The organism is Streptomyces taklimakanensis (genome assembly GCF_009709575.1).
Taxonomy (GTDB): Bacteria; Actinomycetota; Actinomycetes; order Streptomycetales; family Streptomycetaceae; genus Streptomyces; species Streptomyces taklimakanensis.
In genome coordinates this window covers 3,283,507-3,308,159 of sequence record NZ_WIXO01000001.1, presented here as the reverse complement: position 1 = coordinate 3,308,159, position 24,653 = coordinate 3,283,507, and the positions used below count along the sequence as shown (strand labels likewise).

At 71.6% G+C, this 24,653-nt stretch carries 27 protein-coding genes; all 27 read left to right on the top strand.

The genetic code is table 11. The features are described from left to right. Positions 1-20: 20 nt before the first annotated feature. The 27 genes from F0L17_RS27605 (at position 21) to F0L17_RS14460 (ending at position 24,634) form a co-directional block, all read left to right on the top strand. Complete coding sequence (locus tag F0L17_RS27605) at positions 21-1,760, top strand: DUF2637 domain-containing protein (RefSeq protein WP_238419383.1); 1,740 nt, start codon at positions 21-23, stop codon at positions 1,758-1,760. 326 nt (positions 1,761-2,086) lie between these two features. Next, positions 2,087-2,527, top strand: a complete 441-nt coding sequence (locus F0L17_RS14585; protein WP_155071416.1) for a hypothetical protein — start codon at positions 2,087-2,089, stop codon at positions 2,525-2,527. After that, positions 2,524-2,871, top strand: a complete 348-nt coding sequence (locus F0L17_RS14580) for a hypothetical protein (RefSeq protein WP_202917880.1) — start codon at positions 2,524-2,526, stop codon at positions 2,869-2,871. The genes F0L17_RS14585 and F0L17_RS14580 overlap by 4 nt, the downstream gene beginning before the upstream one ends. A gap of 91 nt (positions 2,872-2,962) precedes the next feature. Further along, the gene (locus tag F0L17_RS14575) at positions 2,963-4,948 is read left to right on the top strand and encodes a hypothetical protein (RefSeq protein ID WP_155071415.1); all 1,986 of its coding nucleotides are present in this window, start codon (positions 2,963-2,965) and stop codon (positions 4,946-4,948) included. Between the two features lie 12 nt (positions 4,949-4,960). After that, positions 4,961-5,380, top strand: coding sequence for a conjugal transfer protein TraB (locus tag F0L17_RS14570; protein WP_155071414.1), 420 nt, complete (start codon positions 4,961-4,963; stop codon positions 5,378-5,380). A gap of 173 nt (positions 5,381-5,553) precedes the next feature. Next, positions 5,554-7,647, top strand: a complete 2,094-nt coding sequence (locus F0L17_RS28075; protein WP_162466204.1) for a chromosome segregation protein ParM — start codon at positions 5,554-5,556, stop codon at positions 7,645-7,647. Between the two features lie 115 nt (positions 7,648-7,762). Continuing rightward, positions 7,763-8,002, top strand: a complete 240-nt coding sequence (locus tag F0L17_RS14560; RefSeq protein ID WP_155071413.1) for a hypothetical protein — start codon at positions 7,763-7,765, stop codon at positions 8,000-8,002. 160 nt (positions 8,003-8,162) lie between these two features. Beyond that, positions 8,163-8,774, top strand: coding sequence for a ParB/RepB/Spo0J family partition protein (locus F0L17_RS14555; RefSeq protein WP_155071412.1), 612 nt, complete (start codon positions 8,163-8,165; stop codon positions 8,772-8,774). A gap of 12 nt (positions 8,775-8,786) precedes the next feature. Continuing rightward, positions 8,787-9,188: a hypothetical protein gene (locus tag F0L17_RS14550; RefSeq protein WP_155071411.1), complete on the top strand. Its 402-nt coding sequence runs from the start codon at positions 8,787-8,789 to the stop codon at positions 9,186-9,188. A 6-nt stretch (positions 9,189-9,194) separates the two neighbouring features. After that, positions 9,195-10,607: a phage terminase large subunit gene (locus F0L17_RS14545; protein WP_155071410.1), complete on the top strand. Its 1,413-nt coding sequence runs from the start codon at positions 9,195-9,197 to the stop codon at positions 10,605-10,607. After that, positions 10,604-10,945: a hypothetical protein gene (locus F0L17_RS14540; RefSeq protein WP_155071409.1), complete on the top strand. Its 342-nt coding sequence runs from the start codon at positions 10,604-10,606 to the stop codon at positions 10,943-10,945. The genes F0L17_RS14545 and F0L17_RS14540 overlap by 4 nt, the downstream gene beginning before the upstream one ends. Positions 10,946-11,039: 94 nt before the next feature. Then, positions 11,040-11,411, top strand: coding sequence for a hypothetical protein (locus F0L17_RS14535; RefSeq protein WP_155071408.1), 372 nt, complete (start codon positions 11,040-11,042; stop codon positions 11,409-11,411). 166 nt (positions 11,412-11,577) lie between these two features. Further along, positions 11,578-12,075, top strand: a complete 498-nt coding sequence (locus tag F0L17_RS14530) for a hypothetical protein (RefSeq protein ID WP_155071407.1) — start codon at positions 11,578-11,580, stop codon at positions 12,073-12,075. 77 nt (positions 12,076-12,152) lie between these two features. Then, positions 12,153-12,293 carry a hypothetical protein gene (locus F0L17_RS14525; RefSeq protein ID WP_155071406.1) on the top strand — a complete coding sequence of 47 codons (141 nt, stop codon included), beginning with the start codon at positions 12,153-12,155 and terminating at the stop codon, positions 12,291-12,293. Positions 12,294-12,548: 255 nt separating this feature from the next. Beyond that, a complete protein-coding gene (locus tag F0L17_RS14520) occupies positions 12,549-12,848 on the top strand; it encodes a hypothetical protein (RefSeq protein ID WP_155071405.1) in 300 nt (99 codons plus the stop codon). Beyond that, positions 12,845-13,693, top strand: coding sequence for a hypothetical protein (locus F0L17_RS14515; RefSeq protein ID WP_155071404.1), 849 nt, complete (start codon positions 12,845-12,847; stop codon positions 13,691-13,693). The genes F0L17_RS14520 and F0L17_RS14515 overlap by 4 nt, the downstream gene beginning before the upstream one ends. Further along, positions 13,683-14,090: a hypothetical protein gene (locus F0L17_RS14510; RefSeq protein ID WP_155071403.1), complete on the top strand. Its 408-nt coding sequence runs from the start codon at positions 13,683-13,685 to the stop codon at positions 14,088-14,090. Before F0L17_RS14515 ends, F0L17_RS14510 begins: the two co-directional genes overlap by 11 nt. 425 nt (positions 14,091-14,515) lie before the next feature. Further along, a complete protein-coding gene (locus F0L17_RS14505) occupies positions 14,516-14,854 on the top strand; it encodes a DUF1360 domain-containing protein (RefSeq protein ID WP_162466203.1) in 339 nt (112 codons plus the stop codon). Continuing rightward, positions 14,851-16,542 carry a hypothetical protein gene (locus tag F0L17_RS14500; protein ID WP_162466202.1) on the top strand — a complete coding sequence of 564 codons (1,692 nt, stop codon included), beginning with the start codon at positions 14,851-14,853 and terminating at the stop codon, positions 16,540-16,542. Before F0L17_RS14505 ends, F0L17_RS14500 begins: the two co-directional genes overlap by 4 nt. Next, positions 16,539-16,724: a hypothetical protein gene (locus F0L17_RS14495; RefSeq protein WP_155071401.1), complete on the top strand. Its 186-nt coding sequence runs from the start codon at positions 16,539-16,541 to the stop codon at positions 16,722-16,724. Before F0L17_RS14500 ends, F0L17_RS14495 begins: the two co-directional genes overlap by 4 nt. Next, on the top strand, positions 16,717-19,860 hold the full coding sequence (locus tag F0L17_RS14490; RefSeq protein WP_338018086.1) for a phage head morphogenesis protein: 3,144 nt from the start codon (positions 16,717-16,719) through the stop codon (positions 19,858-19,860). The genes F0L17_RS14495 and F0L17_RS14490 overlap by 8 nt, the downstream gene beginning before the upstream one ends. Position 19,861: 1 nt before the next feature. Continuing rightward, the gene (locus F0L17_RS14485; RefSeq protein WP_155071400.1) at positions 19,862-20,047 is read left to right on the top strand and encodes a hypothetical protein; all 186 of its coding nucleotides are present in this window, start codon (positions 19,862-19,864) and stop codon (positions 20,045-20,047) included. A 155-nt stretch (positions 20,048-20,202) separates the two neighbouring features. Then, positions 20,203-21,864, top strand: coding sequence for a major capsid protein (locus tag F0L17_RS14480; RefSeq protein ID WP_155071399.1), 1,662 nt, complete (start codon positions 20,203-20,205; stop codon positions 21,862-21,864). 78 nt (positions 21,865-21,942) lie between these two features. Then, positions 21,943-22,770 carry a cupin gene (locus F0L17_RS14475; protein WP_162466201.1) on the top strand — a complete coding sequence of 276 codons (828 nt, stop codon included), beginning with the start codon at positions 21,943-21,945 and terminating at the stop codon, positions 22,768-22,770. Next, a complete protein-coding gene (locus F0L17_RS14470) occupies positions 22,764-23,174 on the top strand; it encodes a hypothetical protein (RefSeq protein WP_155071398.1) in 411 nt (136 codons plus the stop codon). Before F0L17_RS14475 ends, F0L17_RS14470 begins: the two co-directional genes overlap by 7 nt. 3 nt (positions 23,175-23,177) lie before the next feature. Next, positions 23,178-23,888 carry a hypothetical protein gene (locus tag F0L17_RS14465; protein WP_155071397.1) on the top strand — a complete coding sequence of 237 codons (711 nt, stop codon included), beginning with the start codon at positions 23,178-23,180 and terminating at the stop codon, positions 23,886-23,888. Continuing rightward, positions 23,885-24,634 carry a hypothetical protein gene (locus tag F0L17_RS14460; protein ID WP_238419382.1) on the top strand — a complete coding sequence of 250 codons (750 nt, stop codon included), beginning with the start codon at positions 23,885-23,887 and terminating at the stop codon, positions 24,632-24,634. Before F0L17_RS14465 ends, F0L17_RS14460 begins: the two co-directional genes overlap by 4 nt. The last annotated feature ends 19 nt before the right edge of the window (positions 24,635-24,653 follow it).

The following is a 24,653-nucleotide window of genomic DNA, read 5'->3' as shown; positions in this document are numbered from 1 at the left end:
CAGGAAGGAACCGACCCCAGATGACCACCGCCCCGGCCGCCCCGCCGGCCCAGGACACCCCCGAGGGGGAGCCCCAGCACCAGGCCGGGGCCACCCCCACCCCCGACCCCATCACCCTCAACCGCTGGCAGACCATCGTCATCGGCGTCGTCGCCGCCGGCGCCGTCGGCATCGCCGCCCTCGGCTTCATCGGCTCCTACAACGCCGTCGCCGACCTCGCCGCGCAGAAGGGCTTCCACGGCTTCGCCGACTGGTTCCCCATCGCCGTCGACCTCGGCATCGCCGTTTTCCTCGCCCTCGACCTCGTCCTCACCCGGCTCCGCATGCCCTACCCGCTCCTGCGGTACGGAGCCTGGCTACTGACCGCCGCCACCATCTCCTTCAACGCCGCCGTCGCCTGGCGCCCCGCCGACCGGCCCGCAACCGACGGACCGGACTACCTCGGCGCCGCCATGCACGCCGTCATCCCGCTCCTGTTCGTCATCGCCGTCGAAGCCGCACGCCACGCCGTCGGCCGCATCGCCAACATCACCGCCGACAAGCACATCGAGTCCCCGCCCGTCTCCCGCTGGATCCTCGCCTTCCCCTCCACCTTCCGCCTCTACCGGTGGATGCGGGTGTGCGGCATCCGCGCCTACGACACGGCCCTGCACATGCAGCGCGACATCGACCTCTACATCGCCGAGCTGAAGAAGGAGCACGGCCGCTGGGCCTGGCGCCGCAACGCCGACCCCGACGCCCTCCTCGTCCTCCAGTTCGCCCGCGAGGGCATCCCAATGGACGAGGCACGCAGGAAGCCGGCCGAGAACCGCGCCACCGTCGAGCAGATCAAGCACGACGAGGAAGAGGCCCGCAAGGACGCCGAGGAGAAGCGGCGCCGCGCCCGCGAGGAAGCCGACCGCAAGCGCCGCGAAGCCGCCGAGCAGGAGAAGCGCGACCAGGAGGAGACCGAGCGTCAGCGCCGCCTCGCCCAGGAGGAGGAAGCCCGACAGCGCCGCCTCGCCGAGGAAGAGGAAGCCCGACAGCGCCGCCTCGCAGAGGAGCAGCAGGAAACCGAACTCGCCCGACAGGAGGCCGAACGACGCCGCCTCGCCGCCGAGACCGAGGCAGCCGAGGCCGCCGCGCGGGAGACGGCCCGCATCGAGGTCGAGACCGCCCAGCGCATCGCCGCCGCCCAAGCCGCCGCCGCCGAAGCGAAGGCCAACGCCGAGAAACTCGCCGCCGCCGCCCGAACCGACGCCGAACGCGCCGCCGCGCAGGAAGCGGCCCGCGCCGCGCGAGCGGAGGCAGACGCCGCCGAACGCCTCGCCAACGCCAAGGCTCAAGACGCCATCCAGCGGATCGAGGCCGACCGCAGGGAGCGGGAGCGGCATGCGGCTGCCAGCCGCCGCGCCAGCGGAGCTGCCAGCCGACCTGCCAACGGGGCTGCCAACGGGGCTGCCAACGCTGCCAGCGGAGCTGCCAGCCGACCTGCCAACGGGGCTGCCAACGGGGCTGCCAACGGAACTGCCAGCCGACCTGCCAACGCTGCCAGCCGGCCTGCCAATGCTGCCAACGGAACTGCCGGCACGGGCCGGGCCATCGGCATCGACGAAGTGGTAGCCACCTACCGCCAACTTGCCAGCAAGCGGGGGAAGGCCCCCTCCGACCGCGAACTCGGGGAGGCCCTGGAAGTCTCCCGGTCCCGCGCCCAGCAGCTCCGCACTGAGGCCATCGAGGCAGGTCACACGGATCTCGCCAAGCCTCTCCGCGTGGCCTGACAGGCGCCGGCGGGTGGCAACTCGAAGCGGCTGCCACCCGCCGGCAACCCGGCTGCCATTGGCAGCCGACTGCCAACCGACGACCTGCCAACCGGCGCTTGCCAACCGACGACCTGCCAGCGACCGGCTACCGAACTGCCGACGCTCCCGCTGGCAACTGGCAGCCATCGACCCCGCCGGCTGGCAGCCACTGAACCCACCGGCTGGCAGCCGACCGGCGACCGACTGGCAGCCGGTTGGCAGCAGACCACTGGCAACCAGCAACCCCAACCGCACACCTGCCAGACCGGACCGCTGGCAGAACCGCCCCCGAAGGAGAACCCGAAATGGAACAGCAGCCGACCCCGCTCCGTGACGTCGCGCGGAACCCCGACGCCTACGTCCGGTACCTGCAGGACGTTCAGCGCGTCGTCCTCGACCTGGAACACAACCTCGCGACCCTCGCCCGCGAGGTTCGCGTCCACTGCCGCGGAACCCACGTCGAGGGCGACCGCCGCTACCACGCCTACCTGCGGGCCCGACCGGTCGAGAACGCGCTGGCTGACGCCCTGCGGAACCTCACCAAGACCGCCAAGAGGCTGGAGGAGGCTGGTGTCCGCCGCCGCGAGCACGACGACAAGGTCAAGGCGGTCGCCGCGCAGCGCCAACAGAAGGCGCTGGCAGCCGGCCCCGCCGCCCCGCAGCTCAAGGCCGTCCCCGGCCAGGGCGCCCCCTCCGCCAGCGCCCCCACCTCGGTCTACGACCTCGGCAAGGAGCGATCGGCATGAACCGGCCTCTGACCAGGGAAGAACGCGCCGCCGAGAACCGGCACAACTGGTACGTCGAGGAGGAACGACGAGCCCGCGAAACCCGCGGCGAGAAGGGCGTGGCCGAGTTCTGGATGCGCCTGGCCCGCTCCCAGCTCGAAAAAGCCGCACCGACCATGCCCGACGCCTACCGCGGTCTTGCCCTGGTCTGCCGCCTGTTCGGGACCGCGCTGCAGCGCCGCCTCAGCGGCGACCGGCGGGTGTGGGACGACTTGATGCGGTACGCCGACGCGGTCGTCTCACCCCGCCAGCAGACCACCACGGACGTCACCGAGCGTGACCGCCAGGAGCGCCGCGCAGCCTGACCCGGCCTCGCGCGCATAACGCGTGCACGCGTGCCCGCGCACGCGTGCACGCGAGAGTGACTCTCCGTCAAGGGTTTGGAGGAAGAACCCCATGGCCGATGACCGCCGCGGCAGCCGCGACGGCAGGGGCGACGACGCGGTCGTCGTCCCCTTCCCGGGAGAGAGCGACCCCACCTACGTCCCCCCGCCCATCCCGCCCTACGCCGATGTGGCCCCCCCTCCGGAGACACCGGAGGAGACCACCCTCGAACTCCCCGCGATCCCCGCCCCGCCGAACCCCGGCGACGCGTTGACCGCCACGGCGCCCCCCGCCCCGCCCACGGCCCCCACCCCCGACGGCGGCCAAGCGGCCCCGGACGAGACATCCGCACCGCGGGCGTCCCTGGCCGAGCGACTCGCCGACTGGATCGACCACCGCATCCGAGCCGGACAGGCCCGCCACGAGGTCGAAGCCCCGCTACGGGAAGCGGAGATCGCGGACAAGGTCGCCCGCCTCAAGGCACGCACCGCCCACGAGAAGGCACTGGCCGAGCAGAACAGCAAGCTCCAGCAGGAGCGGCTCAAGGCGCGGGCCGACCTCATCGCCGCCAGGGGGAAGGCCGCCGCCGACCGGGCCAAGCACTCCGGAGCAGGCGGCCGGCACTCGTCGCCCTCCGGAGCGGGCGGCGGGAGGAACGGCGGGAAAGGCGGTTCCGGCGGGCAGTCGCCGAAGCCGACGCCGTCGAAGCCCGACCCGCGCAAGCCGAAGCCGACTCCGGACCCGCGCAAGCCGACACCGCCGAAGCCAGACCCGAAGAAGCCCAAGCCGGACCAGCCCAAGCCGACGCCGTCGAAGCCCGACCCGCGCAAGCCCGACCAGAAGAAGCCCAAGCCGACACCGGAGCAGCCGCACAAGCCCAAGCCAGAGCAGCCCAAGCCAGGCCCGAAGAAGCCCAAGCGGCAGGACGACAAGTCGCTCGGTAAGAACCGCAATCCCCGGACGCCAAGCGAGAAGGACGCCGCCAAGGCCAACCGGGAGCGGCTGCGCAAGGACGGCGACGGCAAGCACCGCGACGGCAGGTCGACCTCCGGCCGGGACCGCGACCGCGCGTCCAAGCAGGACCGGAAGATCCCCGGCCCCCACAACGACTGGAAAGTCCCCGGCGCCCCGCACGGCACCGTCGAGGGCTACGACGTCCACGAATGCCGCTGCAAGCGGTGCACCCGCGCCAAACGGAAGGCCCCCGCCGACGACCGCCGGAAGGAGAAGCAGAAGACCCCGAAGGACACCGACCCCAAAGAGCCCCCCGAAAACGGCCCTGACGGCCCCTCTGACGGACCGAACCGGCCCGGCGCGACCGACGAGCCGGAAGGGGGGCGGAAAGGCCGCGAGAACGGCTCTGACGGCCCCAAGGGCGGTGCCGGCTTCCGAAGCCGCTTCCGCAAGCACGACACCAACACCGACAGCCCCCCGAACGAGGCATCCCCCGCCGGCGACCACGGCATCACCGTCACCCGCGCCGACCGCCCCGACAACACCCCCCGCCAAAGCGACCCCCACGGAATCACCCCCGGCACCAAGGGACTGCCACCCGCACCCGAACCCCACACCCAACGCCCCGGCACCACCCGCCCCACCCAACGCAACACCCCGAAAGGCGACCGCATGACGCCAAACGGCCACAGCACGACCCCGGCCGCACCGCGGCAGGCGATGGCCCCCCAACACCAAGCAGCCATCACGATCTACGAGTACATGGACGAACTGGACGCCATCGCCGAACAGGCCGTCCAGGACCAAGCCCTCGCCGGGACCCTCGCCGAGGCACTCACCCGCATCGCCCGCGACCTCCGACAAATCTCCGCCGACCTGGTCAGCGACGACAACATCGACCAGTCCGTAGTCGACGAAGTCATCCACCTGTCCGACAACGCCGCCGAGATGGCGATCCTCGCCGAACGCTTCTCGGAGGGCTGCGCGAAGGCCACCGAGTACGCCGTCACCGGATACCGGTGGGTCGAGCAGGTCTACGGCGAAGACGCCCGCGCAATGCAGGACTCCGGACTGACCCAGGCATCAGCCGCAAGCCACCACTGACAGGAGAACCCCGTGGGAGAGATCCAGCCCGCACGGAACACCGCCCCCACCCCCGGCGGCGACGGAGCCCGCTACACCACCCTGCAGAACCGGCTCACCGCGTTCGCGGAGGATCTAGGGCGAGCCGACGCCCTGCTGGCGCAGCTCGCCAAGCGCATCGAAGGCAACGCCGAGAGGGCCACCGGCATCGCCCGACGGGCCGCCGAGAGTGATTTCGACAGCAAACCCGTCAGGCTGGCCGAGGCCGTCGGCCTCGCCCTGGGCGGCAACGTCCCCGACGTCCGCCGCCTGGCGAGGATGGCCGCCGCAACCGCACAACAGGCCGACAACGCGCGACACACGCATCAGCGCCTGTATGGCCGACTCCACAACGTCCGCTCCCAACGCACGGCACGCACCCCCAAACCCGGCGCGTTCAACCGGCCCACCTGACCCCCGCCCCTCTCCCCGCCATCGGCCCCGCCCAGGACACCGGGCGGGGCCGACGCATTCCACCACCCCACACGAGCAACCGTCTCCACATACTTGTGCGCACCCCGGCACACCGATACGCTTCCGTGAGCACCCGGAACCACCCACCCGCACAAAACACGAAAGGACCCGCCGTGTCCGCCGCGTACCGCACACCACGCTCCGTAGCCCTGGAGCGCTGGGGCTACGCCCTGACGGCCCCAGCCCTGGTCATCGCGCCCAACGCATCCCCCGACGGCACCATCAACGGCGCCGTCCTCGCCGCCGGCGCCGCCGCCACCGCCCTGGCCGCCAAACGCCTCCACGACGGCGACACCGGCACCGGCCGCACCCTCCTCCGCCTCTCCCCCCTCATCACAGCCCTCGCCGTCGACGTCACAGCACTCCACACCAACGGCTGGCTCCTCGACACCCTCCTCGCCACCGGCTGGGCCGCCGCCCTCGCCGCCCTCGCCCCCCTCTCCCGCACCGCCAAACGACGCGCCCTCACCGCCCCGAACACCACCGCCCCCGCCCTCACCACCGACACCACCGCGCCCCCGGCCGCAGCCACCACTGGTGTCGGCGACGACTTCACCCGCGGCGTGCAACACCTATGGGAACGCGCCGGCAACCCCGGCCGCACCGTCATCGTCCACGTCGACCGCCACCCCGGCACCGCCCACGACTTCACCATGCTCCTCCGCGCCGCAGAAGACGGCCGCCCCATCACCAACCTCAACGAAGTCGACATCGCCGCCGCCTTCGGAGTCCGCCCCGACCCCAACGTCGTCAAGATCCTCGACGTGGCCACCACCAAGGGCCGCCAATGCGGCCCCGGCTGGCGCGAAGTCCGCATCACCCCCGACGCCGCCACCGCCCCCCGCGAAACCCAAAGCGACGCCCAATGGTGGGAAACCAAGATCGGCCACGCCCACGGGCCGATCCCCGGCACCAAACTCGTCGACAAAGGCCGCGACCCCCGCGGCTTCACCTACTGGATCGCCCGCACCACCGACGGCACCGAACCCGCCTGGCGCACCGACGACGTCTGCACCGCCATGGGCGCCAAACCCACCGACGGACGCATCCACCTCTTCGAGGACGGCGACCGAGTCATGATCCAGGTCTGGGACGAATCCCCCCTCGCCCGCATCTACGACGCCACCCGCGACCTCCTGACCCCCGACACAGGCGGCTGGTTCACCATCGGCTACAAGGAGAACGGCCAGCCCGCCCGCCGCCGCGTCCACACCGACCGCGGCGCCGCCCACGGCATGTGGGTCGCCCCCTCCGGCGGCGGCAAGTCCGAGGGCCTCGTCGCCGACGCCGCCGCCTACGCTCTCTGGGGCGCCGTCGTCTGGGCCGCGGCCGAAGCCCCCGACGAGAAGATCGGCGCCCTCGCCCCCCACGTCGACCGCCAAGGATTCGGCGCCCTCTACATCGTCCGCATGCTCCGCGCCATTGAAGCCCTCATGGACATCCGCGGCGACATGACCTGGGCCGACGGCAAACGCCACGACTGGCGCCCAGGCGCCAAGGGCTGCCCCTACAGCCCGCTCCAAGCCATCGTCGATGAGTTCCTCTCCGCCGCCGGACACCACCTGTACGGGGCCGAAATCACCGACCTCGCCGCCCGAGCAACCGTCAAGGGCCGCAAGTACGGCATCGGCGTCACCTTCGGCACCCAGTCCGCCGAAGTCCAGGACGGTTTCACCCGCCTCATGGCCGAGAACATCCGCGAGAACTCCATCCCGATCATGCTGCGCACCCCGCCCGGCCGCATGGTCGACGAGTTCAAAGCCCTCGGCTTCACCCGCGACCAGATCCCCGACCCACTCCCGCGGGCCCTGTCCTCCACGAAACCGACCGGACGCCTCGACCGCATCATGAAAGGCGAACCCGAACCCCCCGCCGCCTCCAACCTCGGCGGCGTCGGCTGGATCATCGAAGGCAAGGAAGCCCCCCGCCTGCGCACCCTGCGCGTCTTCCGCCCCGGCCACACCATCGACGACCTATTCCCCGACCTCGTCACCCACCTCACCGACCACGAAATCCGCGAACTCCAAGCCCGCGACCTGTGGGGCGACTGGAACGCCCCCGACGACACCGACCCCGACGACGGCGAGGAGACCAGCCCCCGCGGCGGCTCCAAGCAGACCGGCAGGAAAGGCCGCGGCGCCCGAACAGCCGGCTCCTCCGCCCTGGACGAGGCCGAACGCATGCTGAACACGGTCCTCACCGACTGACGCCCTTCCCGAAACCCCCACACCGCACCCGCACCCGCCATACACTCCACCCGAAGGTCCCGCCGACCCCCGACGGCGGGACCTTCACCACGCAGCCACCAAAGGAGGACACCCCATGAGCGGCCTATCCCACACCGAGCACCTCCACGGCACCGTCTACATCGTCGCCACCGACGCCACCTCGGCGAAGGTGCAGCTCGGCCGATACCTCAAGGGCAGCACCTCCCACTACAGCGTCCACAACGACGCAGAGACCGCCCGCCAGGAAGCGAAGAACTACGCGTCCCCCCGCGACGTCTTCACCGCCACCGTCGACATCCGCCGCGGCGTGGCCACCGACCAGAACGAAGACTGACCCATCGCGCCACCCGCACCACGACGGCCCCCGGCCCGGCAACCACCGGACCGGGGGCCTTTCGCGTACACGCCCCTAACCTGCACCCCTGACGCGAGTAACCGACACCGCATTCCCGACCACACCGGGCCGCGGAGCCAACGGGAGGGGCAGCAACACCATGACCACCAGCAACGGTGCCGCCGTCTACGTCGGCACCCGCGACATCCCCACCGAACAGCTCGTCCCGTTCCCCGGCAACGCCAAGCACGGCGACGTCCACGCCATCCGCGCCAGCATCGACCGCAACGGCCAGTACAGGTCCCTCGTCGTCCGCGAGACCGACGACGACCGGCTCGCCGTCCTCGCCGGCAATCACACGTTGCAGGCACTCATCCTCGCGGGTCACCCCACCGCACGTTGCGAGGTCATCCACTGCAGCGACGACACCGCCCGCCGCATCAACCTCGCCGACAACCGCACCGCCGACCTTGGCGACTACGACCGCGACGCCCTCGCCGAACTGCTGTCCTATCTTGACGGCGACTACGACGGCACCGGCTACACCGACGACGACGTCCAAGCCCTCATTGCCCCGCCCCTCACAGCCGACGAACTCGCCGATCTCGCCACCCCAGGCGACGATGACTGGCCCCTCCTCCGCATCCGCGTCCCTCCGCACGTCCGCGACGACTTTCACGCCCTCACCCGCGACACCGGCAGCGACGACGACAGCACCCGCTTCCAGCACCTCGTCCGGCTCGCCCAAGGAGCCGGACAGGCCAACCAATAGGGACACGCCAACATGCCCGCTTCCAAAGCGCAGCGAGCGGCCACCGCTGAACGCCGCTCTAAGGCGATCGCCATGAGGATCGGCGGCGCCGACTGGCAGACCATCGCTGACGCTCTCGACTACTCCGACCGTGCCGCCGCGCATAAGGACGTTACTCGCGCGTTGGAAGCCAACCGCAAGGCCGAGGCCGCGCAAGTCGAAGAGATGCGGGACATCGAGACGCAGCGCCTCGACCGGCTCCAGGCAGCGTTCTGGCCCAAGGCCCTCAAAGGCGACACCAAGGCCGCCGAGATCGTCCGCCGCTGCATCATGGACCGCGCGAAACTACAGGGCACCACCACGCCGGAGAAGGTTGAGCACACCGGCGGGCTGCGCTACGAGATCGTCGGCGTCGACCCGAACGACCTCGCCTGAGACGCCATGGCTGACGACGTCGTCCGGTACGAGCTGCGGGGGGCCGCTCTCAAGCTGTTCCACTGCCGGGACAACGAGGTTCTGATGTCCGGCGCGGCCGGCACCGGCAAGTCCGTCGCCGCGCTCGCCAAGGTCCACCTCACATGCCTACACGTCCCAAAGACCCGCGCGTTGATCGTCCGTAAGACCCACTCGTCGCTGACCGCGTCCACGCTGGTCACGTTCCGGCAGAAAGTCGCAGCCGAGGCCCTCGCCCACGGGGTGGTGCACTTCTACGGCGGGTCCGCGCAGGAGCCCGCGTCGTTCCGGTACGCCAACGGGTCCGTCATCGTCGTCGGCGGTCTCGACCGGGCGACTCGGCTGCTGTCCACCGAGTACGACCTCGTGTTCGTCGACGAGGCAGTCGAAACGACCCCGGAGGATCTCGACACGCTCGTCACCCGACTGCGGAACGGGCGCCTGTCCTACCAGCAACTGATCATGGCGACGAACCCCGGCCCACCCAGCCACCACCTCAAACTCCGCGCCGACGCCGGACGCTGTCGCATGCTGTACAGCAGCCACGAGGACAACCCCCGCCTCTACCAGAACGGCGAATGGACCGACTACGGCCGGGACTACCTCGCCCGGCTCGACAGCCTCACCGGACCCCGCTACGAGCGGATGCGCTGGGGGAAGTGGGTCGCCGCCGAGGGCCTGATCTACGAGGACTGGAACGAGGCCGTTCACCTCGTCGACCGGTTCGACGTCCCCCACGATTGGCCCCGCTGGTGGGTCGTCGACTTCGGCTACACCAACCCGTTCGTGTGGCAGGACTGGCGGCAGGACCCCGACGGGCGCCTCTACCTCGTGCGGGAGGTCTACCACACCCGCCGCCTCGTCGAGGACCACGCCCGGCAGATCAAGGCCGTCGCCGCCGAGCACCCCGACGAGCCCGCCCCGCAGGCCGTCATCTGCGACCACGACGCCGAGGACCGCGCCACCCTGGAGAAGCATCTCGGCATGGCGACCGTCCCCGCGAAGAAGACCGTGTCCGACGGCATCCAGGCCGTGCAGTCCCGCCTCAAGACGGCGGGGGACGGCCAGCCGCGGCTGTACGTGATGCGGGACGCCGTCGTCGAGCGGGACCAGGCCCTCGCCGACGCAGGGAAGCCCGCCTCCACGGCGGAGGAGTTCACCAGCTACGTGTGGGCCGTGAAGCCCGGCGCCCACGGCGGCCTCAAGGAGCAGCCGCTGAAGGTCAACGACCACGGCATGGACACGACCCGGTACCTCGTCGCGGGACTCGACCTCGTCGGCACCGGCACCATCCACACCCCCGCACGGCCGCCCCGCGGCACGCCAAGCCCGGCCGTGTCCCGCTACGCCCGCACCCTCGGCAACCGCACCGGCCCCGCCACAGGAGGACGCAGACGATGACCACCCCCGCCCGGCCCCCGCAGTGCGGCGAGGAAACCGACGAACTACGGCAGGCGGTCCGCGACGAACTCGCCAGCCTGTGGCACGACCTGGAGGCGGCGCAGCGCTCCGCCCACGGCCACCGCGAGGGACTGCCCTGGTCCATCCACTGCGACGACTTGGAGGAACGCATCAAGGCCCTCACCACGCTCGTCGAGCCGACACCGTGGCAGAACGTTCCGCCGTCACTGGTGGACAACGGCGTCTACCAGCGCATCCACGGCGAGCTGCGGATCCCGGTCCGTGTCGCCCCGGCCGCGGTCGCTGCCGTGCGAGCAGTACCGGACGGGCCCCGGTGACCTCCCCGGCGGTCCGGTTTCGCCGTGCCCGGTCGCACACGTGCACTACTGTGGCTGACCTTCTGCACGCCCGACCGACCGGAGGAGGCCGCTCGTGCCCGCCGACGAGCTCGATCCGATCGAGGCAGCCACCGCACGCATGTCGAGCGACGAAACCGACCGGCTGGGGTGGCCGGACGCTGCGGCCCAGGCGGTGGAGTTGCCGCCGTTGACGACGATCCCCACACCGGACTACCGGCCCGGCTGCGTCATCCGCTACTGGTGCCCTCTCGGGTGCGGCTGGTGGCACGACGAGATGGTCGGCGCCGAGCCGCCTGCGCCGCCGTTGATCCTGCCGGCTGGCTTCACCAGCGCCGACATCGCCCGCGCGGTCAGCGAGCAGGCCGCTGCCCGTGAGCGTGCCTACGTTGCGCGGGTGGAGCAGGCCATCGCCGGGCACTTCGAGGCGGCCCACCCGGACCGCTGACCCCTTCTCTTCCTGAGGCCCCCGCCAGCGTCTCGCCGGGTCGGGGGCCGCGATGTTTCCGCACCCACCGGCGAGCAAGTGTCTCCACATACTTGCGCGACCCTCGGCGACCCGCTACAGTCGTAGACGTAAGCAACCGGGAACACTTGCCCACCAGGAGGACCCCATGGCCCGCACCGTCGAGACCACCACCATCCACTCCCTCGACACCACCGTCCTCCTCGTCCGCATGAACCACGCCCAGCTCCGCCAGTGGGACTGGATCGCCACCTCCGACCACGAGGAAGGCACGCTCGCCCACCTCATCGAGACCGACGCCCAGACCCCCATCGAGGGCTACGAGGTCCGCGACGCCAACGGCGCGCTCCTCGGCGCCATCCTCATCCGCCGCCGCGGCACCATCCACGCCGAGATGTACGACCCCACCGCCGACGACTTCTTCTCCCTCGGCGACACCCCCAACTGCGTCACCTCCCAGGGCATCGCGTTCATCCTCCACGCCCACCGCCAGGCCGGCCACGCCATCCCCACCGGCGACAACCTGGTCACCCCGACCTACAGCAACCGCCCCGGCATCTGCCACTGGCTGCACTGCTCCGACGCCGAGTGCGTCGACCACGGCCAGACCACCGCCCCGGCGAAGGAGCCCGCCCTCGCCGCCTGACTCACCCACGCCCGGCCGCCGCCCCCCCCCTGGAGCGGCGGCCGGACCACCCAGACCGCCCCGAAGGAGCCCCGCCCATGACCACCACCAGCCACGACGAGTGGACCAACGACAACAGCGACGAACCCCCCGCCTGGTGGTGCGGAGTATGCGGCGAATCCGGCGACGCCAGCGACCCCCGCATCTGCCGCTGCCCCGACAGCCGGCCCCGCAACTAACCCCCGACGCCCAGAGACCCACCATGGCCAACCCCGACACCGACCCTCCCGTCCAAGGCCGCTGCCCCGCCTGCCGCAACCACGCCCTGACCCTCACCCCGACGGACACCTCACCTGCGGCCACCTCCGCTGCCTCGCCCCCGAAGCAGCCGACGCCCTGCTGGCGGACCCGCCCCCCGCGCCGTATACCGCCGACATCGGGTTCTGCTCCGTTCACGGCTACCACCGTCACCCCGAGCCCAAGGAGGCCCGCCCATGACCACCACCGACCGGGACCGGATCGCCGACGTCCTCGCCCGCCACTACGACGGCCGGTCGCTGGCCGACCTCCGCGACGAACACGCCCAGCATCACCTGGAGGCCGCCGACGCCCTCATCCGTGACGGCCAGGACATCAACCGCACCACCCCCGGTTTCGAACAGCAGAGGCTGAAGCGGGTGTTGGCGGAGTGCGACGCGATGGAGCAGGCGATGGTCCGCGGGCACGCCAGCTTGAGCGTCCTGCGAGAACACATCGACCGGATCCGCGCCGCAGCCGAGGAGACCCGCCGGTGACGAAGCTGAGCAGCGTCAAGCCGCCCACCAGCGACCACGACCGGCCGCACCGCTCCTTCGCCGAACTCGTCCAAGCCATCTACGAGGACCCCCGCGTCGGCCACGAGACCCGGGAACTCCTCCTCGCCGTCGCCTACGCCGTCGACCTCGCCAAACGCGAAGACGACGTCAGCCCCCTGCGGATCGCCCGCCGTAAACTCGGCGTCGAGCACGGCCGGCAGGCCCGCTACGACCGGCTCATCGCCGACGACGCGCCCCGCTACGAACTGCCCTGGCAGGCGCAGGAACGCTGCGGCCTCGGCCCGGCGTGCGAGGCGCCGCGGCTGCGCCCGTACCGACCCCGCCCGTACAAGCCCAGGAAGGAGCCCGCCCCGCCCGACGTACCGGTCCTGAAGGACGAAGCGGTGGCACGGCGGCTCCCGCCCCCGATCGTGCACGTGCCGCCCGGCTACACCCCACCCCGGGACTGGCGCACCGAAGACGGCGTCTGCGGCGCCGGATCCCACCACCGCGTCCTCGAGAAAGACCCCCGCACCGGCTGGGTGACCGCGCACTGGTTCTGCAAGCGCCACAAAGACCACGCCGAGCGTGTCGCCGAACAGGTCCGCGCGCAGAACGAGACCGCGCCCGAGCCGATCCCCAACCGCGGCGGACTGCTGCCGTGCTACTTCAATGCGGACTGGGAGCGCGTGTACCGGCACTACCGGCCCGGCTGGGAGCCGCCCGTGTATGGGCTGTGCGCGGACGACTGGCCCACGCCCGACCAAGCCCCGACCCTGTCCCGTTCCCGGCTGCGCCTGATCCCGGGCGCCGACCCACTCGAGGAGGCCCGACGTGAGCGTTGACGTCCACTACGGCGACAAGCAGGGCCTCGACCGGACCCGCCGCTACCTCGTGCCCGTCGCCCGCCTTCCCCTCCCCGACGAACCCGACCTCGTCCACCTCGCCCTGTACCAGTGGCTCCCGCAGTTCGACGCGTGGGCCACCGGACCCAGCATCTGCGGACGCTCCACCACCCAAGGCCCGCTCCCCGACGGCACCGCGATCACCTGCCCGGCGTGCGAGGAACACCGCCCGGACTACGAACGCCACCTCGCCGGACACGGGCAGTCTCCGGAGCAGCAGCTCGCCGAAGTTTGCCGTCTGCTGTCGCAGTGGGGGCCGCGGCTGATGGAGACCCAGCCTGTGCTGTTCCGCAAGCTCGACGACCTGCTCCAGCTCTCTGGGCCGAAGGAGCCCTGAGCGCCCCCGTCGTGCCCCCTCTGAGGCTGGTTCGCGCCCTTGCCCGGCCCCTGTGCCGCCCGCACCCTGAGCGGGCGGCACACGCACGTCCACGACCACCGAGGGGGAACACCATGGGCAAGCGACGGCTCCCGCCCCGCGACAACCGCGGACGCTTCACCAAAGGCGGCGGACTCCCCCTCTGGGCCGGGCTGCTCATCGTCGCCGCACTCGCCTGGACGATCATCCGCTGAACCCACCCCCAACCTCCGACCGGCCAGCGCACTGCCGCCCATGATCGGCACCAGCCGGACCGGGGGCCGCGACGTACCCACGAACGCCCGCCACACGGTCACACAACCCCGACGCGAGTAACCGGCACCCCCTGCCCGTACTCGCCCCTACGCTGACGCCTCGACCGGAGGAAACCACCCGGAGGGGCCGACGTGATCACACTGCTGGAGCTGGGCATACTGGGCGCCGCCGCCTACCGCGCGACGCAACTCGGCGTGCACGACAGCATCCTCGACCCGCTACGGGACCGCGTGTTCGCCTGGCACGCGAACCGGCCCGACTCCAGGCCCCGCGATTTCGTCGTCACCCTGATCTCCTGCACCTACTGCCTCGGCTGGTGGATCTCCGGCGCGATCCTGCTGACGTACCTCCTCGCAACCGGCCAGTTCGACGACGCGCCCCTCCCGGTGCACGGCATCGAATGGTTCGCCGTCGCCGGCGTCCAGGCCCTCGGGAACCGGCGTGACGACACCTGGGGCCGTGCCTCGTGACCGGACGCAGCCTCTCCGCCGCAGCCGCCCGCTACACCGCCCGCAAGGGCAACAAGCAACGCTCCAACAGCAACAACGGCGCCGACTGGCAGGCTCGCGCCTGGGAGATGTACAACAACGTCCCCGAGGTCCGCTTCGCCGCGACCTGGATCGGTAACGCCATGGCCGGCGCCCGCCTCTACGCCGGCTACCGCGCCGACGACCGCACCATCCAGCCCGCGCCCGACGGCCACCCTGCGGCCGAAGCCGTCGCCCGCATCGGCGGCGGCCCCGACGGGCAGGCCGCGATGCTCGGCCGGTTCGGCAAGTACCTCATCGTGCCCGGCGAAGGATGGATCGTTGTCCTCCCCGGCGAGTTCGAGGAGCAGTGGCACACCCTGTCCACCGGAGAGATCCGGCAGCAGTCCGGGAAACTCGTCGCCGAGATCGACGGCGAGCAGGTCGAGGTCCCCCCGCACGACCCGGATAGCCCCTACGACGACGCGCCGGTCGCGATCCGCGTGTGGGAGCCCCACCCCGAGAAGCACATGGAAGCCGACTCCCCGGTCCGCTCCAGCCTCCAACTCCTCGAAGAGCTCCAGCTCCTCAACTCGGCCGTCGCCGCGATAGCCCGCTCCCGCCTGACCGGCCGCGGGGTGCTCCTCGTCCCCAAAGGCACCCGGTTCCCCACCACGCCCGGATCCTCCGACGCCGAAGACGACCTCATCGAGGTGTTCATGGAGGTCGCCGAGACCGCGATCCGTGAGCCGGAGTCCGCCGCCGCGACGGTGCCGATCATCCTGGAAGTCCCCGGCGACGCGATCGGCCAGATCCAGCGCCTCACCTTCGAATCCGACTTCGACGAACTCGCGATCAAACTCCGCGAGGAGGCCATCCGCCGCTTCGCGACCGGCCTGGATTTTCCCGCCGAGATCCTGCTCGGCCTCGGCGACGTCAACCACTGGGGCACCTGGGCCCTCACCCAAGAAGCGATCCGCCTCGGTGTCGAACCCCGCCTGCGGACCGTCGCCCACGCCTTCACCACCCAGTGGCTCCGCCCCCTGCTGGAAAGCCAAGGCGTACCCGACGCCGAACGCTGGCTCGTCTGGTACGACACCAGCCCGCTCCGCGTCCGCGCGAACCGCTCCCAGACCGCGATCGACCTGTTCAAACTCGAAGCGATCTCCGACACCGCGGTCCGCCGCGAAACCGGCTTCGACGAATCCGACGCCCCCCACGCCACCACCGCCACCGACGCCGACCAGGAGCAGGAGCCCAGTGTGACCCCGACAACGCGTCTGCCGGTCGACGAGAACCCCAGCGAGCCCAACACCCTCCCCGCTGCAGCCCCCAGCGACGCCCTCATCGCCGCCGTCGACGGCATCGTCTGGGCCGCCCTGTCGTCCGCCGGGGAGAAACTCCGCAAGACCCCCGCCTGCCCCCGCTCGGAGAGGGCCCGCGCCCGCGAGATCACCGCCGCGTCCCTGCACAGCGCCCTCCCGGTCGAGGCCGACCAGATCGACCGGTGGAAACTCCTCGACGGCGTCTGGGTCCGCGTCCCCGAGATCGCCGCCCGCTACGGCCTCAACGCCGACTGCCTGACCTCCACCCTCGACAACTACACCCGCGAACTGATCGCCGCCGGCGTCGAGCACGACTACAAGCACGTCCCGGCCGTCGTCGCCCCCTGCCTGGCAGGTGCCGCGTGACCACCCTGCCCGGCCACAGCACGGCCGCCCACCGCGCACACGGCTGGTGCTCCCACTGCCCCGGCCGCACCGTCGAGGAAGAGGTGATCGCCTGGCGGTCCGAGGAAAACGACCGGCACAGGCTCACCACCCACCACAGGGTCGCCCCCCGCCCGGCACGGGGGGTGGCGCAGCGTGCCTGACATCGAGGAGAGGCTGACAGCCGCCGAGACAGACCTCGCGCGGCTCGTCGACCGTATCCTCGGCGAGATCGCCGCCGAGTTCGCCCGCGCCGTCACACGCGCAGACGACCTGACCGCGGCGTCGTTCTCGGTGTCCCGCATCGCCCGCATGTGGGGGCGCCGGGTCAGTCGGATCACCCGACGGCTGCTGGGCATCACCGAGCAGGGCGCCGGGCAGGCCGCCGACGCCGCCGGTGTGCCGCTGCCCGACGACTGGCGCAACCTCCGCGACCGGCACAACCGCCCCGACCTGCTGCCCCCGGCCGTCGCCGCGTACCTGGACACGACACGAACCCTGCTGGACGGGGTCGGGGACCGGCTCGCCGAGCAGGCCCGTACCACGCTCGCCGAGGGACTGGCCGACGGCGAGGACACCGAGCAGCTCGCCGACCGGCTCCGCGCCGTGTTCGCCGCCGACGGCACCCAACTGGGGGAGACCCGCGCCGAGCGGATCGCCCGCACCGAAGCGACCCGCGCCTGGAACGCCGGCGCGGTCGGCGCCGCCCGTGACCTCACTGGCCCCGACCGGCCCCTGGTCAAGCAGTGGACCACCCGCCGCGACAACCGCGTCCGGCACGCCCACGACCTCGTCGACGGGCAACTCCAGCTCCTCGACGACCCGTTCCAGGTGGCCGGTCACGCGATGGACTACCCCGGCGACCCCACCGCGCCGCCGGAGTTGACGGTGAACTGCCGCTGCATCGCCGTCGTGGAACGCGCACCCCGCACCGCAGCCTCTGAACCGAAGGGCCAGACGCGGGGCGGTGTCTTCGAAACGCAGGCCGATCCTGCCGAACACCTCGACAACGAACGCAACAGCCTTCCCCCCGGCACTGCGCAGGAGGTAACCGTGACCGCAGACGCCATCGACCCGGAGCAGCCCCGCCGCTGGCACACCCCCGGCGATACCGCGCTCGCTTTCGAAAACCAGCAGACCGGCGACGGCAGAGTGTTCTCGCCCGGCGCCCTGTACTGGGAGAACGGCCCCTGGCCACTGCAGTACGCCGACGAGATGCTCGAAGGGCACCGCGGCGCCGAACTCGCCGGAGCGATCGAATACATCAGCCGGGACAACGACCGAATCCCCGGCGCCGGCGTGCTCTACCCGACTCAGTTCGCCGGAGCCTCTTCGATCCGGCTCCTCGAAGAGGGCGCCCCGCTCGGCGTGTCCATCGACCTCGACGACGTCGACATCGCCGTCGTCGCCCGCCCCGAGAAGCTGGAGGAAGACGACAACGAGGAGGAGCCGGTACTGCTGGCGTCCCTCGCCTCCGCGTCCGTCCTGCAGCACCCCGACGGGCACTGGACCGTGCACGCCACCAACATCGTCGACCTCGCCGCATCCGGCGACGGCCCCGCAGTACGCGCCTCCCACACCGTGCAGTGGACCATCGGACCGGACGGCTCCGTCCACGCCCCCGAGCTGCACGCCGCGCTCACCGCCGCCGGTGTCGAGACCGCCACCGAACTCAAGGCCGCCGCAGGCGACCCCGACGACACCACCGGCGAAGTCATCCACACCGAGAACGCCGGCGACTTCCTCATGCGGATCACCCGCGCCCGAGTCCGCGGGGCCACGCTCGTGTCCATGCCCGCGTTCGCCCGCGCCCGCATCGTCCTCAACAACGACACGACCGCGTCCGCCGACGCCCCCGCGCCCGGCCAGCGCATGCGGGACGTCGTCATCTACGTCTCCACCAGCCCCATCCCCGTCTCCGCCGCCGACGTCGCCAAAGCCCTCGACATGACCGTCTCCCAGGCCCGCGACTACCTAATCCGCGCCACCGCCGCCGGCCGCCTGGTGCGCCTCTCGCCCGGCCGGTACGTCGGCACCTCCACCCTCCCCGAGGGGGAGATCACCGCGTCCATGTCCGGGGACCTCGACCTGCCCATCCACGACGACTACGACGCCGACTGGGACGGCGACGCCGCGGCGTCCCGCGTCCTGGACTGGGCCACCACCGGCGACACCGGCGACCCCGATCGGCTCGGCGCCGCGTTCCTCTACCGCGACCCGGACGCCGACCCCGCCACCCTCGCCGCGTACAAGCTCGGTATCGCCGACGTCTACGACGGAGAACTCCACATCGTGGTGCGCGCCGTGTACGCCGTCGCCAACGTCCTGGAAGGCGGACGAGGCGGCGTCGACATCCCTGCCGGAGAACAGGACACCCTCCGCGAACGCGTCACCGCCCTCTACGACCGCATCGCCGACCACTTCGACCGCGACATCACCCCGCCCTGGGACCGTGAGGAGGCCGACGAGTTGGAAGCGTCCGCGTGGCAGGAGATGCAGGCCCTCCCGCCGATGCCCGCGGCCTGGTTCAAGGAGCCCACCGCCGAGGAGTTGCCGCCCGGCTCCGGCGGCGTCCACTACGCCGACGGCCGCATCTACGGCTGGGTCGCCCAAGCAGGCGTCCCCCACGAGGCGTACCCGGGCAAGAACCTCACCATCGAGTCCCTGGGGGAGATCGACACCACCGCGTTCCTCCGCACCCGGTTCCGCCTCGACGACGGCACCACCGTCAAGGTCGGGGCGTTCACGATGAACGCCGGGCACCACCGCGACGGCGCCGAATGCGAGACCGCGGCCTGCCAGTTCGACGACACCCGCACCGTCGCCGGGATCGTCACCGTCGGCATCAACGCCGGCGGCATGTGGTTCTCCGGCGCCGCCGCCCCCTGGCTGTCGGAGTGGGACCGGGCCGTGTTCGCCGCCTGCCAGCCGAGCTACCACATGCGGCAGGAGAACGGCCGGTGGGCGCTGCGCGCGGTGCTGTCCGTGCCTGTGCCCGGACACCCCTCCCGGCTCGCCGCGTCGGCCGTCATCGACCGGGCGAACATGGCGCTCGCCGCGTCCGCCACCCCAGCCCCGGCTCCGGCCGAGCAGCCGGCCACCGGGACGGACGTGAAGTCCCTCGCCGCCGCCCTGGCGGCCGAACTCCGCACCAGCGGCGTCCTCGCCACCGTCGTCGGCGAGGAGATCACCCGCCAACAGCAAGCCCGAGCCGAAATCGAACGGCTCGCCCAGCAGCTCGCCCCCGCGCGGGCCGAGGTCGCCGCCGGTATGGCGGCCAGCATCAAGGGAGAGAACTGACATGGCGTGCGGCTGCCAGAAGAACCGTAAGCAGTACGAGGTCGTGCTCGACGGCGGCTCCGGCCGCGTCGTCTACACCTCCACCTCCAAACCGACCGCGGAGTCGGTCGCCAAGCGCTACACGAAGGCGGCGGAGAAGGACGGCACGACACCGCCGATCGTCCGGGAGAAGGGCACGGCGTCCTGACCGCCTGACCCTCCCGCCAGACCCCCGCGGCGGCGGTGCACTCTGCCCCTCAACGCCCACCGCCGCCGCGGGCTAAAATCACCTCAACAACTTCACACACGTTCGACTGCTGGTTGTGGGCCGGGTCTCTCCCTCTGGACGACGGAGAACCCTCAATGCCCGAGCAGCAGCCCGAGATCCCCGAGAACATCCGCATCCTCAACGACGACGAACTCGCCGACGCCCTCAACGAGGCCGTGTCGCAGTTCGACGCCAAGGCGTCCTCCAGCATCGTCACCTCCGACGACCTCAGCGAACTGCGCGAGCTGGCCGCGACCGTCGACCACATCCGGCAGGAGCAGCAGGCCCGCCACGAGGCAGCGCAGCAGGCCGCCGCCGAGATCGACGCCCTCGCGGCGAAGGTCCGCGGCGGCGAGGACACCAGCAACGACGACGACACCGAGGACGACGACACCGAGGACGGCGACGAGGCCGAAGCCTCCTCCGACCCCGAGCCCGAGCCGGCCGCGCAGCCCGAGCAGGTGACCGCGTCGACCGCCATCACGCGCCGCTCTGTCCCTCTGAACCTGTCCTCGGTGCGGTCCCGTCAGCCGCGGGTCCTGCCCGAGCCGCCCGCGCCGGGCACCACCATCACCGCCGCCGTCGACGTGCCCGGCTACACCCCCGGCGCCCCGCTCGACTTCGACGACGTCACCCGCGGCATCATCTCCCGCGCGACCGCACTGAAGACTGCCGGCGGCGGCGTCGGCCAGGTCATCTCCTACCGGCACCCCTTCGAGCGGGACCTGATCGTCACCGACTCGTCGTCGGCGCCGGAGGGCACCACCGTGTCCCTCGCCGCGTCGAACCAGCGGCGGCTGCCGCAGCAGGACTTGGTCGCGTCGGGCGGCTGGTGCGCCCCGTCCGAGACGCTGTACGAACTCACCGACGTCGCGTGCCCCGACATGCTGTGGGACGCCCCGGAGATCCAGCTCGCCCGCGGCGGGCTGCGCTACTACAAGACGCCGTCCCTGGATGTCGGGCAGCTCACCTGGGTCCACACCGAAGCCGACGACATCTCCGGCGCCACCAAGCCCTGCTTCAAGATCCCCTGCCCGGACCCGATCGAGGTCCGCTGTGACGCCGTCGGCGTGTGCCTGGAGGCGGGCATCCTCACCCAGCGGCACTTCCCGGAGCTGGTGTCGTGGTACCTGCGCAACACGATGGTCGCGCACGAGATCCGCATCCGGCAGGAGCTGTTCAACCGGGCCGTCGCGACCGCCACCCCGGTCACTCTCGCCCCCACCTTCGGCGCCCTGTCCGCGATCTACGCCGCGGTCGCGCTGCAGGCCGCCGACATGATCGAGCGGCACAGCCTGTGCGAGGGCACCGCCCTGGAGGTCGTTTTCCCGTGGTGGTCGCGGAACCTGTTCCTCGCTGACCTCGCGCGTCGTAACGGCTGCTGCGCCGAGGAGGTCACCCCCTCGATGGTGCAGGACGTGTTCAGCCCGCTCGGTGTCCGTATCCAGTGGGCGCGGGGCCTGACCCCCGCCGTGCCGACCGACATCGGCGGCCCGACTCCCGCCGCGGAGTGGCCCGAGCAAATCCAGTTCCTCATCTACCCGTCCGGCAGCCTGCAGATCGGCCGCGGCGAGGAGATCAACCTCGGCGCGATCCACGACTCCACGAAATTCCAGACGAACGACTACACCGCCCTTTTCGCCGAGGAGTGCGTGGCGCTCGTCGACCGGTCGGTGGACACCCGGATCGTCACCGTCCCGGTCTGCCCGAGCGGCGAGACCGGCGCGCAGTCCGTACTCACCTGCGCCACGTCCTGACCACGGCCCCCCTCGCGGTCGGCCCGGCCACCTGCCCGGCCGGGCCGACCGCACCCCCCTGGATAGGAGGCGAGGCAGGTGCCGTCCGCAGGACTGCGTAAACGCGTCGAAGCGATCCCCGGAACCCCGGCCCCGCACGGCATCCTCACCGGCTGCACCGAGATCGTCGACGTCCCCGACGTCCACGAACTCCTCGGCACGGAGTGGATGCCGCTGTCGTGCATCGACGCCCACGACTGGGACTGGTGCCCCGACGGCGACGAGTCGCCCGGCGGGCCGGTCGTCAAAGACTTCGCCCGGCCCGGCGTGTGCTCGGCCGCGCCGATCACCATCTACGCCGGCGTCACCTGCTCCACGATCGGCTGGCAGTACACCGAGGCCGTCCGGCAGGCACGCGAGGCACTCCGCATGGGCGAGCAACGCGCCCTGGAAGAGTGGTTCATGCGGGACGTGCTGTGCCCGATGGCCGACGACCTCACCCCCGCCGAAGGCGCCGTGTCCATCGCGCAGGGCATCGCCACGCTGGAAGGCTGGCTCGCCTCCACCTACGGCGGGCGGGGTGTCCTCCACGTCCCGGCCGGTGCCGCCGCGCTGCTGGGCTGCTGCAACGTCGTCGCCCTGCAGGACGGCACGCCGCGGACCCTGATGGGGAACTGCGTCATCATGGGCGCCGGCTACAGCGTGAACGTCGGCCCCCCGGACTGCTCCCAGGCACCTTCCGGTGAGGCGTGGCTGTACGTCACCGGCCCTCTGCGGGTCCGTCGTGAGGCACCCGAGGTCGTGCCCGACACGGACGCCGCGTCCGTCCGTATCTCCACCAACGACCGTTTCGTACTGGCCGAGCGGTCCTTCGTCGTCGAGGTCGCCTGCTGCGAGGCGGCCGGAATCCGGGTGACGCTGTGCTGAACATCATCCGTATCGAGCCCGCCCCGGCGCGACGCCGCGCATTCGCCGCCTGGGCGGTCGCCCAGGAGCCGAAGGTCCGCACCTGCTCGGCGACCGAGTTCGCCGTCCCCGCAGACCTGTACGCGTCCATGCCGGAGGACATCCTGATCGGCTCGACCGTGGACGGCCACCGGTACGTCTCTCCCGAACTGGACGCGCCGTTCACCGAGCCCGCCCTCGAACCGGCCCGAGAGCCCGCCCCGGCGCCTGTCTCCGACGACGACAGCAGCATCCCGGACGACACCAGTACCGAGCCCGCAAGCGGCGGCGGCAGCGGCGGCTACGCCTGCCCGCACTGCCCCCGCGAGTTCACCACAAGGCGCGGGCGGGACACCCACACCCGCGCCGTCCACAACGAGGGGTGACCCGTGGCCGTCGAGCCCCTTCCCTGCGCGCCCGGCGGCGGGACACCAACCGACCCGCCATGCGGGGCCGCCACCGTCCTCCCCCTGTGCGACCAGACCCCCGACGGGTGTGTGCCGTTCCTGCGGCACCTCGCCCACGACTGCGACGGGCAGGTCACCGCCGTCACGGACACCGAGCCCGACGGCGTCACCCCCTACACTCCGGTCGGCGTGGTCGGGGACTGCGACGACTGCCCGTGCGAGGACGGCACGAGGGTCGTCCCGCTGTGCGACTACCAGCCCGACGGCACCTCGACGCCGTTCCTGCGGCACCTGACCTACGACAGCACCAGCGGGCAGGTCACCGAGGAACGCGACACCGAAACGGACGGCGTCACCCCCTACACCCCCGTCGGCGAGGTCGGGGAGTGCGGGCAGTGCCGGCCCACCCCGATGTGCCCCCAACTGGTCGGGCTGTCCGGGCCGGAGACGTGGGACATGCCGGAGGGCACCGAGTCCCTGTCCATCACCGTCGCGTGCGGCCCCGTGACGGTCACCGACTGCGCCGGGAACTCCACCGTCGTCAACGAATGCAACACCGCCTTCCGGTGGTCGGCTCCGCCCGGCGACTGTGCTCCCGGCCGCCTGTGCGGCCCGTTCACGGTGGACGTCCCCGACGGGGCGGCCGTCTACATCAACTTCCTGTCCCCGTGTGATCTGGGAGACGTCTCGTGAGCTGCAACCAGTGCTGCCCGCCGGTCATCGTCAGCGGCGGGTCCGCGACGCCGTGCCTGTCCACCGACCCCGGTAACGCCATCACCACGGGCACGGACGGCTGCCTGTACGTGCCCCCCGTGCCGGACCTGGCCCCGGACGCGTGTAACTCGGCGCAGAACACCCCCGACGGTCTCCTCGTGCCGCGCACCGACCTGACTGCCGTGACCGGAGCGGCCCCGGCCGCGACCGGCACCGACCGGTCCGTGGACGTGGACGTGGTCCAGACGCCGGGCTGCCCCACCGTGTGGGCGGTCGGAGCCCGCCTCACCCCGCCGTCCGGGTTCCGGAACGCCGAGCGTGGCCACGCCGACCTCCTCGCCGCGCAGGGGACGGACGTGCCCGTGCCCGAGTCGGACATCGTGCTGCCGGAGGTCGGCACCTACCACATCGACACCGATGTGCGGTACGCGCTGGGCACCGACACCGGCGGCTCCGGCTACATCATCGGTCACCTCCGCGACGAGACCGCCGGAACGCTCCTGGCGAGTTTCACGCAGATCGCGGCCATCAACTCCCCCAGCGCCCAGGAGCACCAGGGCGGCACGACGCACATCATGACCGAGCACACGATCACGTCCGCGCCCCGCACGGTACGCCTGCACCTGATGTTCGTGTGGACCGGCGGCACGATCTCCGCCGCCGCGGCCGGAGGCACCGACAGCAACGGCGCGACCCGTATGCGGTTCCTCAAGGTCCGGGACTGACCGGCCGTGAGCGACGTCA

Excerpts from the sequence above, each read along its gene's own strand:
- F0L17_RS27605 (WP_238419383.1), top strand. The coding sequence starts at position 21 with ATGACCACCGCCCCGGCCGCCCCGCCGGCCCAGGACACCCCCGAGGGG.
- F0L17_RS14585 (WP_155071416.1), top strand. The coding sequence starts at position 2,087 with ATGGAACAGCAGCCGACCCCGCTCCGTGACGTCGCGCGGAACCCCGAC.
- F0L17_RS14580 (WP_202917880.1), top strand. The coding sequence starts at position 2,524 with ATGAACCGGCCTCTGACCAGGGAAGAACGCGCCGCCGAGAACCGGCAC.
- F0L17_RS14575 (WP_155071415.1), top strand. The coding sequence starts at position 2,963 with ATGGCCGATGACCGCCGCGGCAGCCGCGACGGCAGGGGCGACGACGCG.
- F0L17_RS14560 (WP_155071413.1), top strand. The coding sequence starts at position 7,763 with ATGAGCGGCCTATCCCACACCGAGCACCTCCACGGCACCGTCTACATC.
- F0L17_RS14555 (WP_155071412.1), top strand. The coding sequence starts at position 8,163 with ATGACCACCAGCAACGGTGCCGCCGTCTACGTCGGCACCCGCGACATC.
- F0L17_RS14550 (WP_155071411.1), top strand. The coding sequence starts at position 8,787 with ATGCCCGCTTCCAAAGCGCAGCGAGCGGCCACCGCTGAACGCCGCTCT.
- F0L17_RS14545 (WP_155071410.1), top strand. The coding sequence starts at position 9,195 with ATGGCTGACGACGTCGTCCGGTACGAGCTGCGGGGGGCCGCTCTCAAG.
- F0L17_RS14540 (WP_155071409.1), top strand. The coding sequence starts at position 10,604 with ATGACCACCCCCGCCCGGCCCCCGCAGTGCGGCGAGGAAACCGACGAA.
- F0L17_RS14530 (WP_155071407.1), top strand. The coding sequence starts at position 11,578 with ATGGCCCGCACCGTCGAGACCACCACCATCCACTCCCTCGACACCACC.
- F0L17_RS14525 (WP_155071406.1), top strand. The coding sequence starts at position 12,153 with ATGACCACCACCAGCCACGACGAGTGGACCAACGACAACAGCGACGAA.
- F0L17_RS14520 (WP_155071405.1), top strand. The coding sequence starts at position 12,549 with ATGACCACCACCGACCGGGACCGGATCGCCGACGTCCTCGCCCGCCAC.
- F0L17_RS14485 (WP_155071400.1), top strand. The coding sequence starts at position 19,862 with ATGGCGTGCGGCTGCCAGAAGAACCGTAAGCAGTACGAGGTCGTGCTC.
- F0L17_RS14480 (WP_155071399.1), top strand. The coding sequence starts at position 20,203 with ATGCCCGAGCAGCAGCCCGAGATCCCCGAGAACATCCGCATCCTCAAC.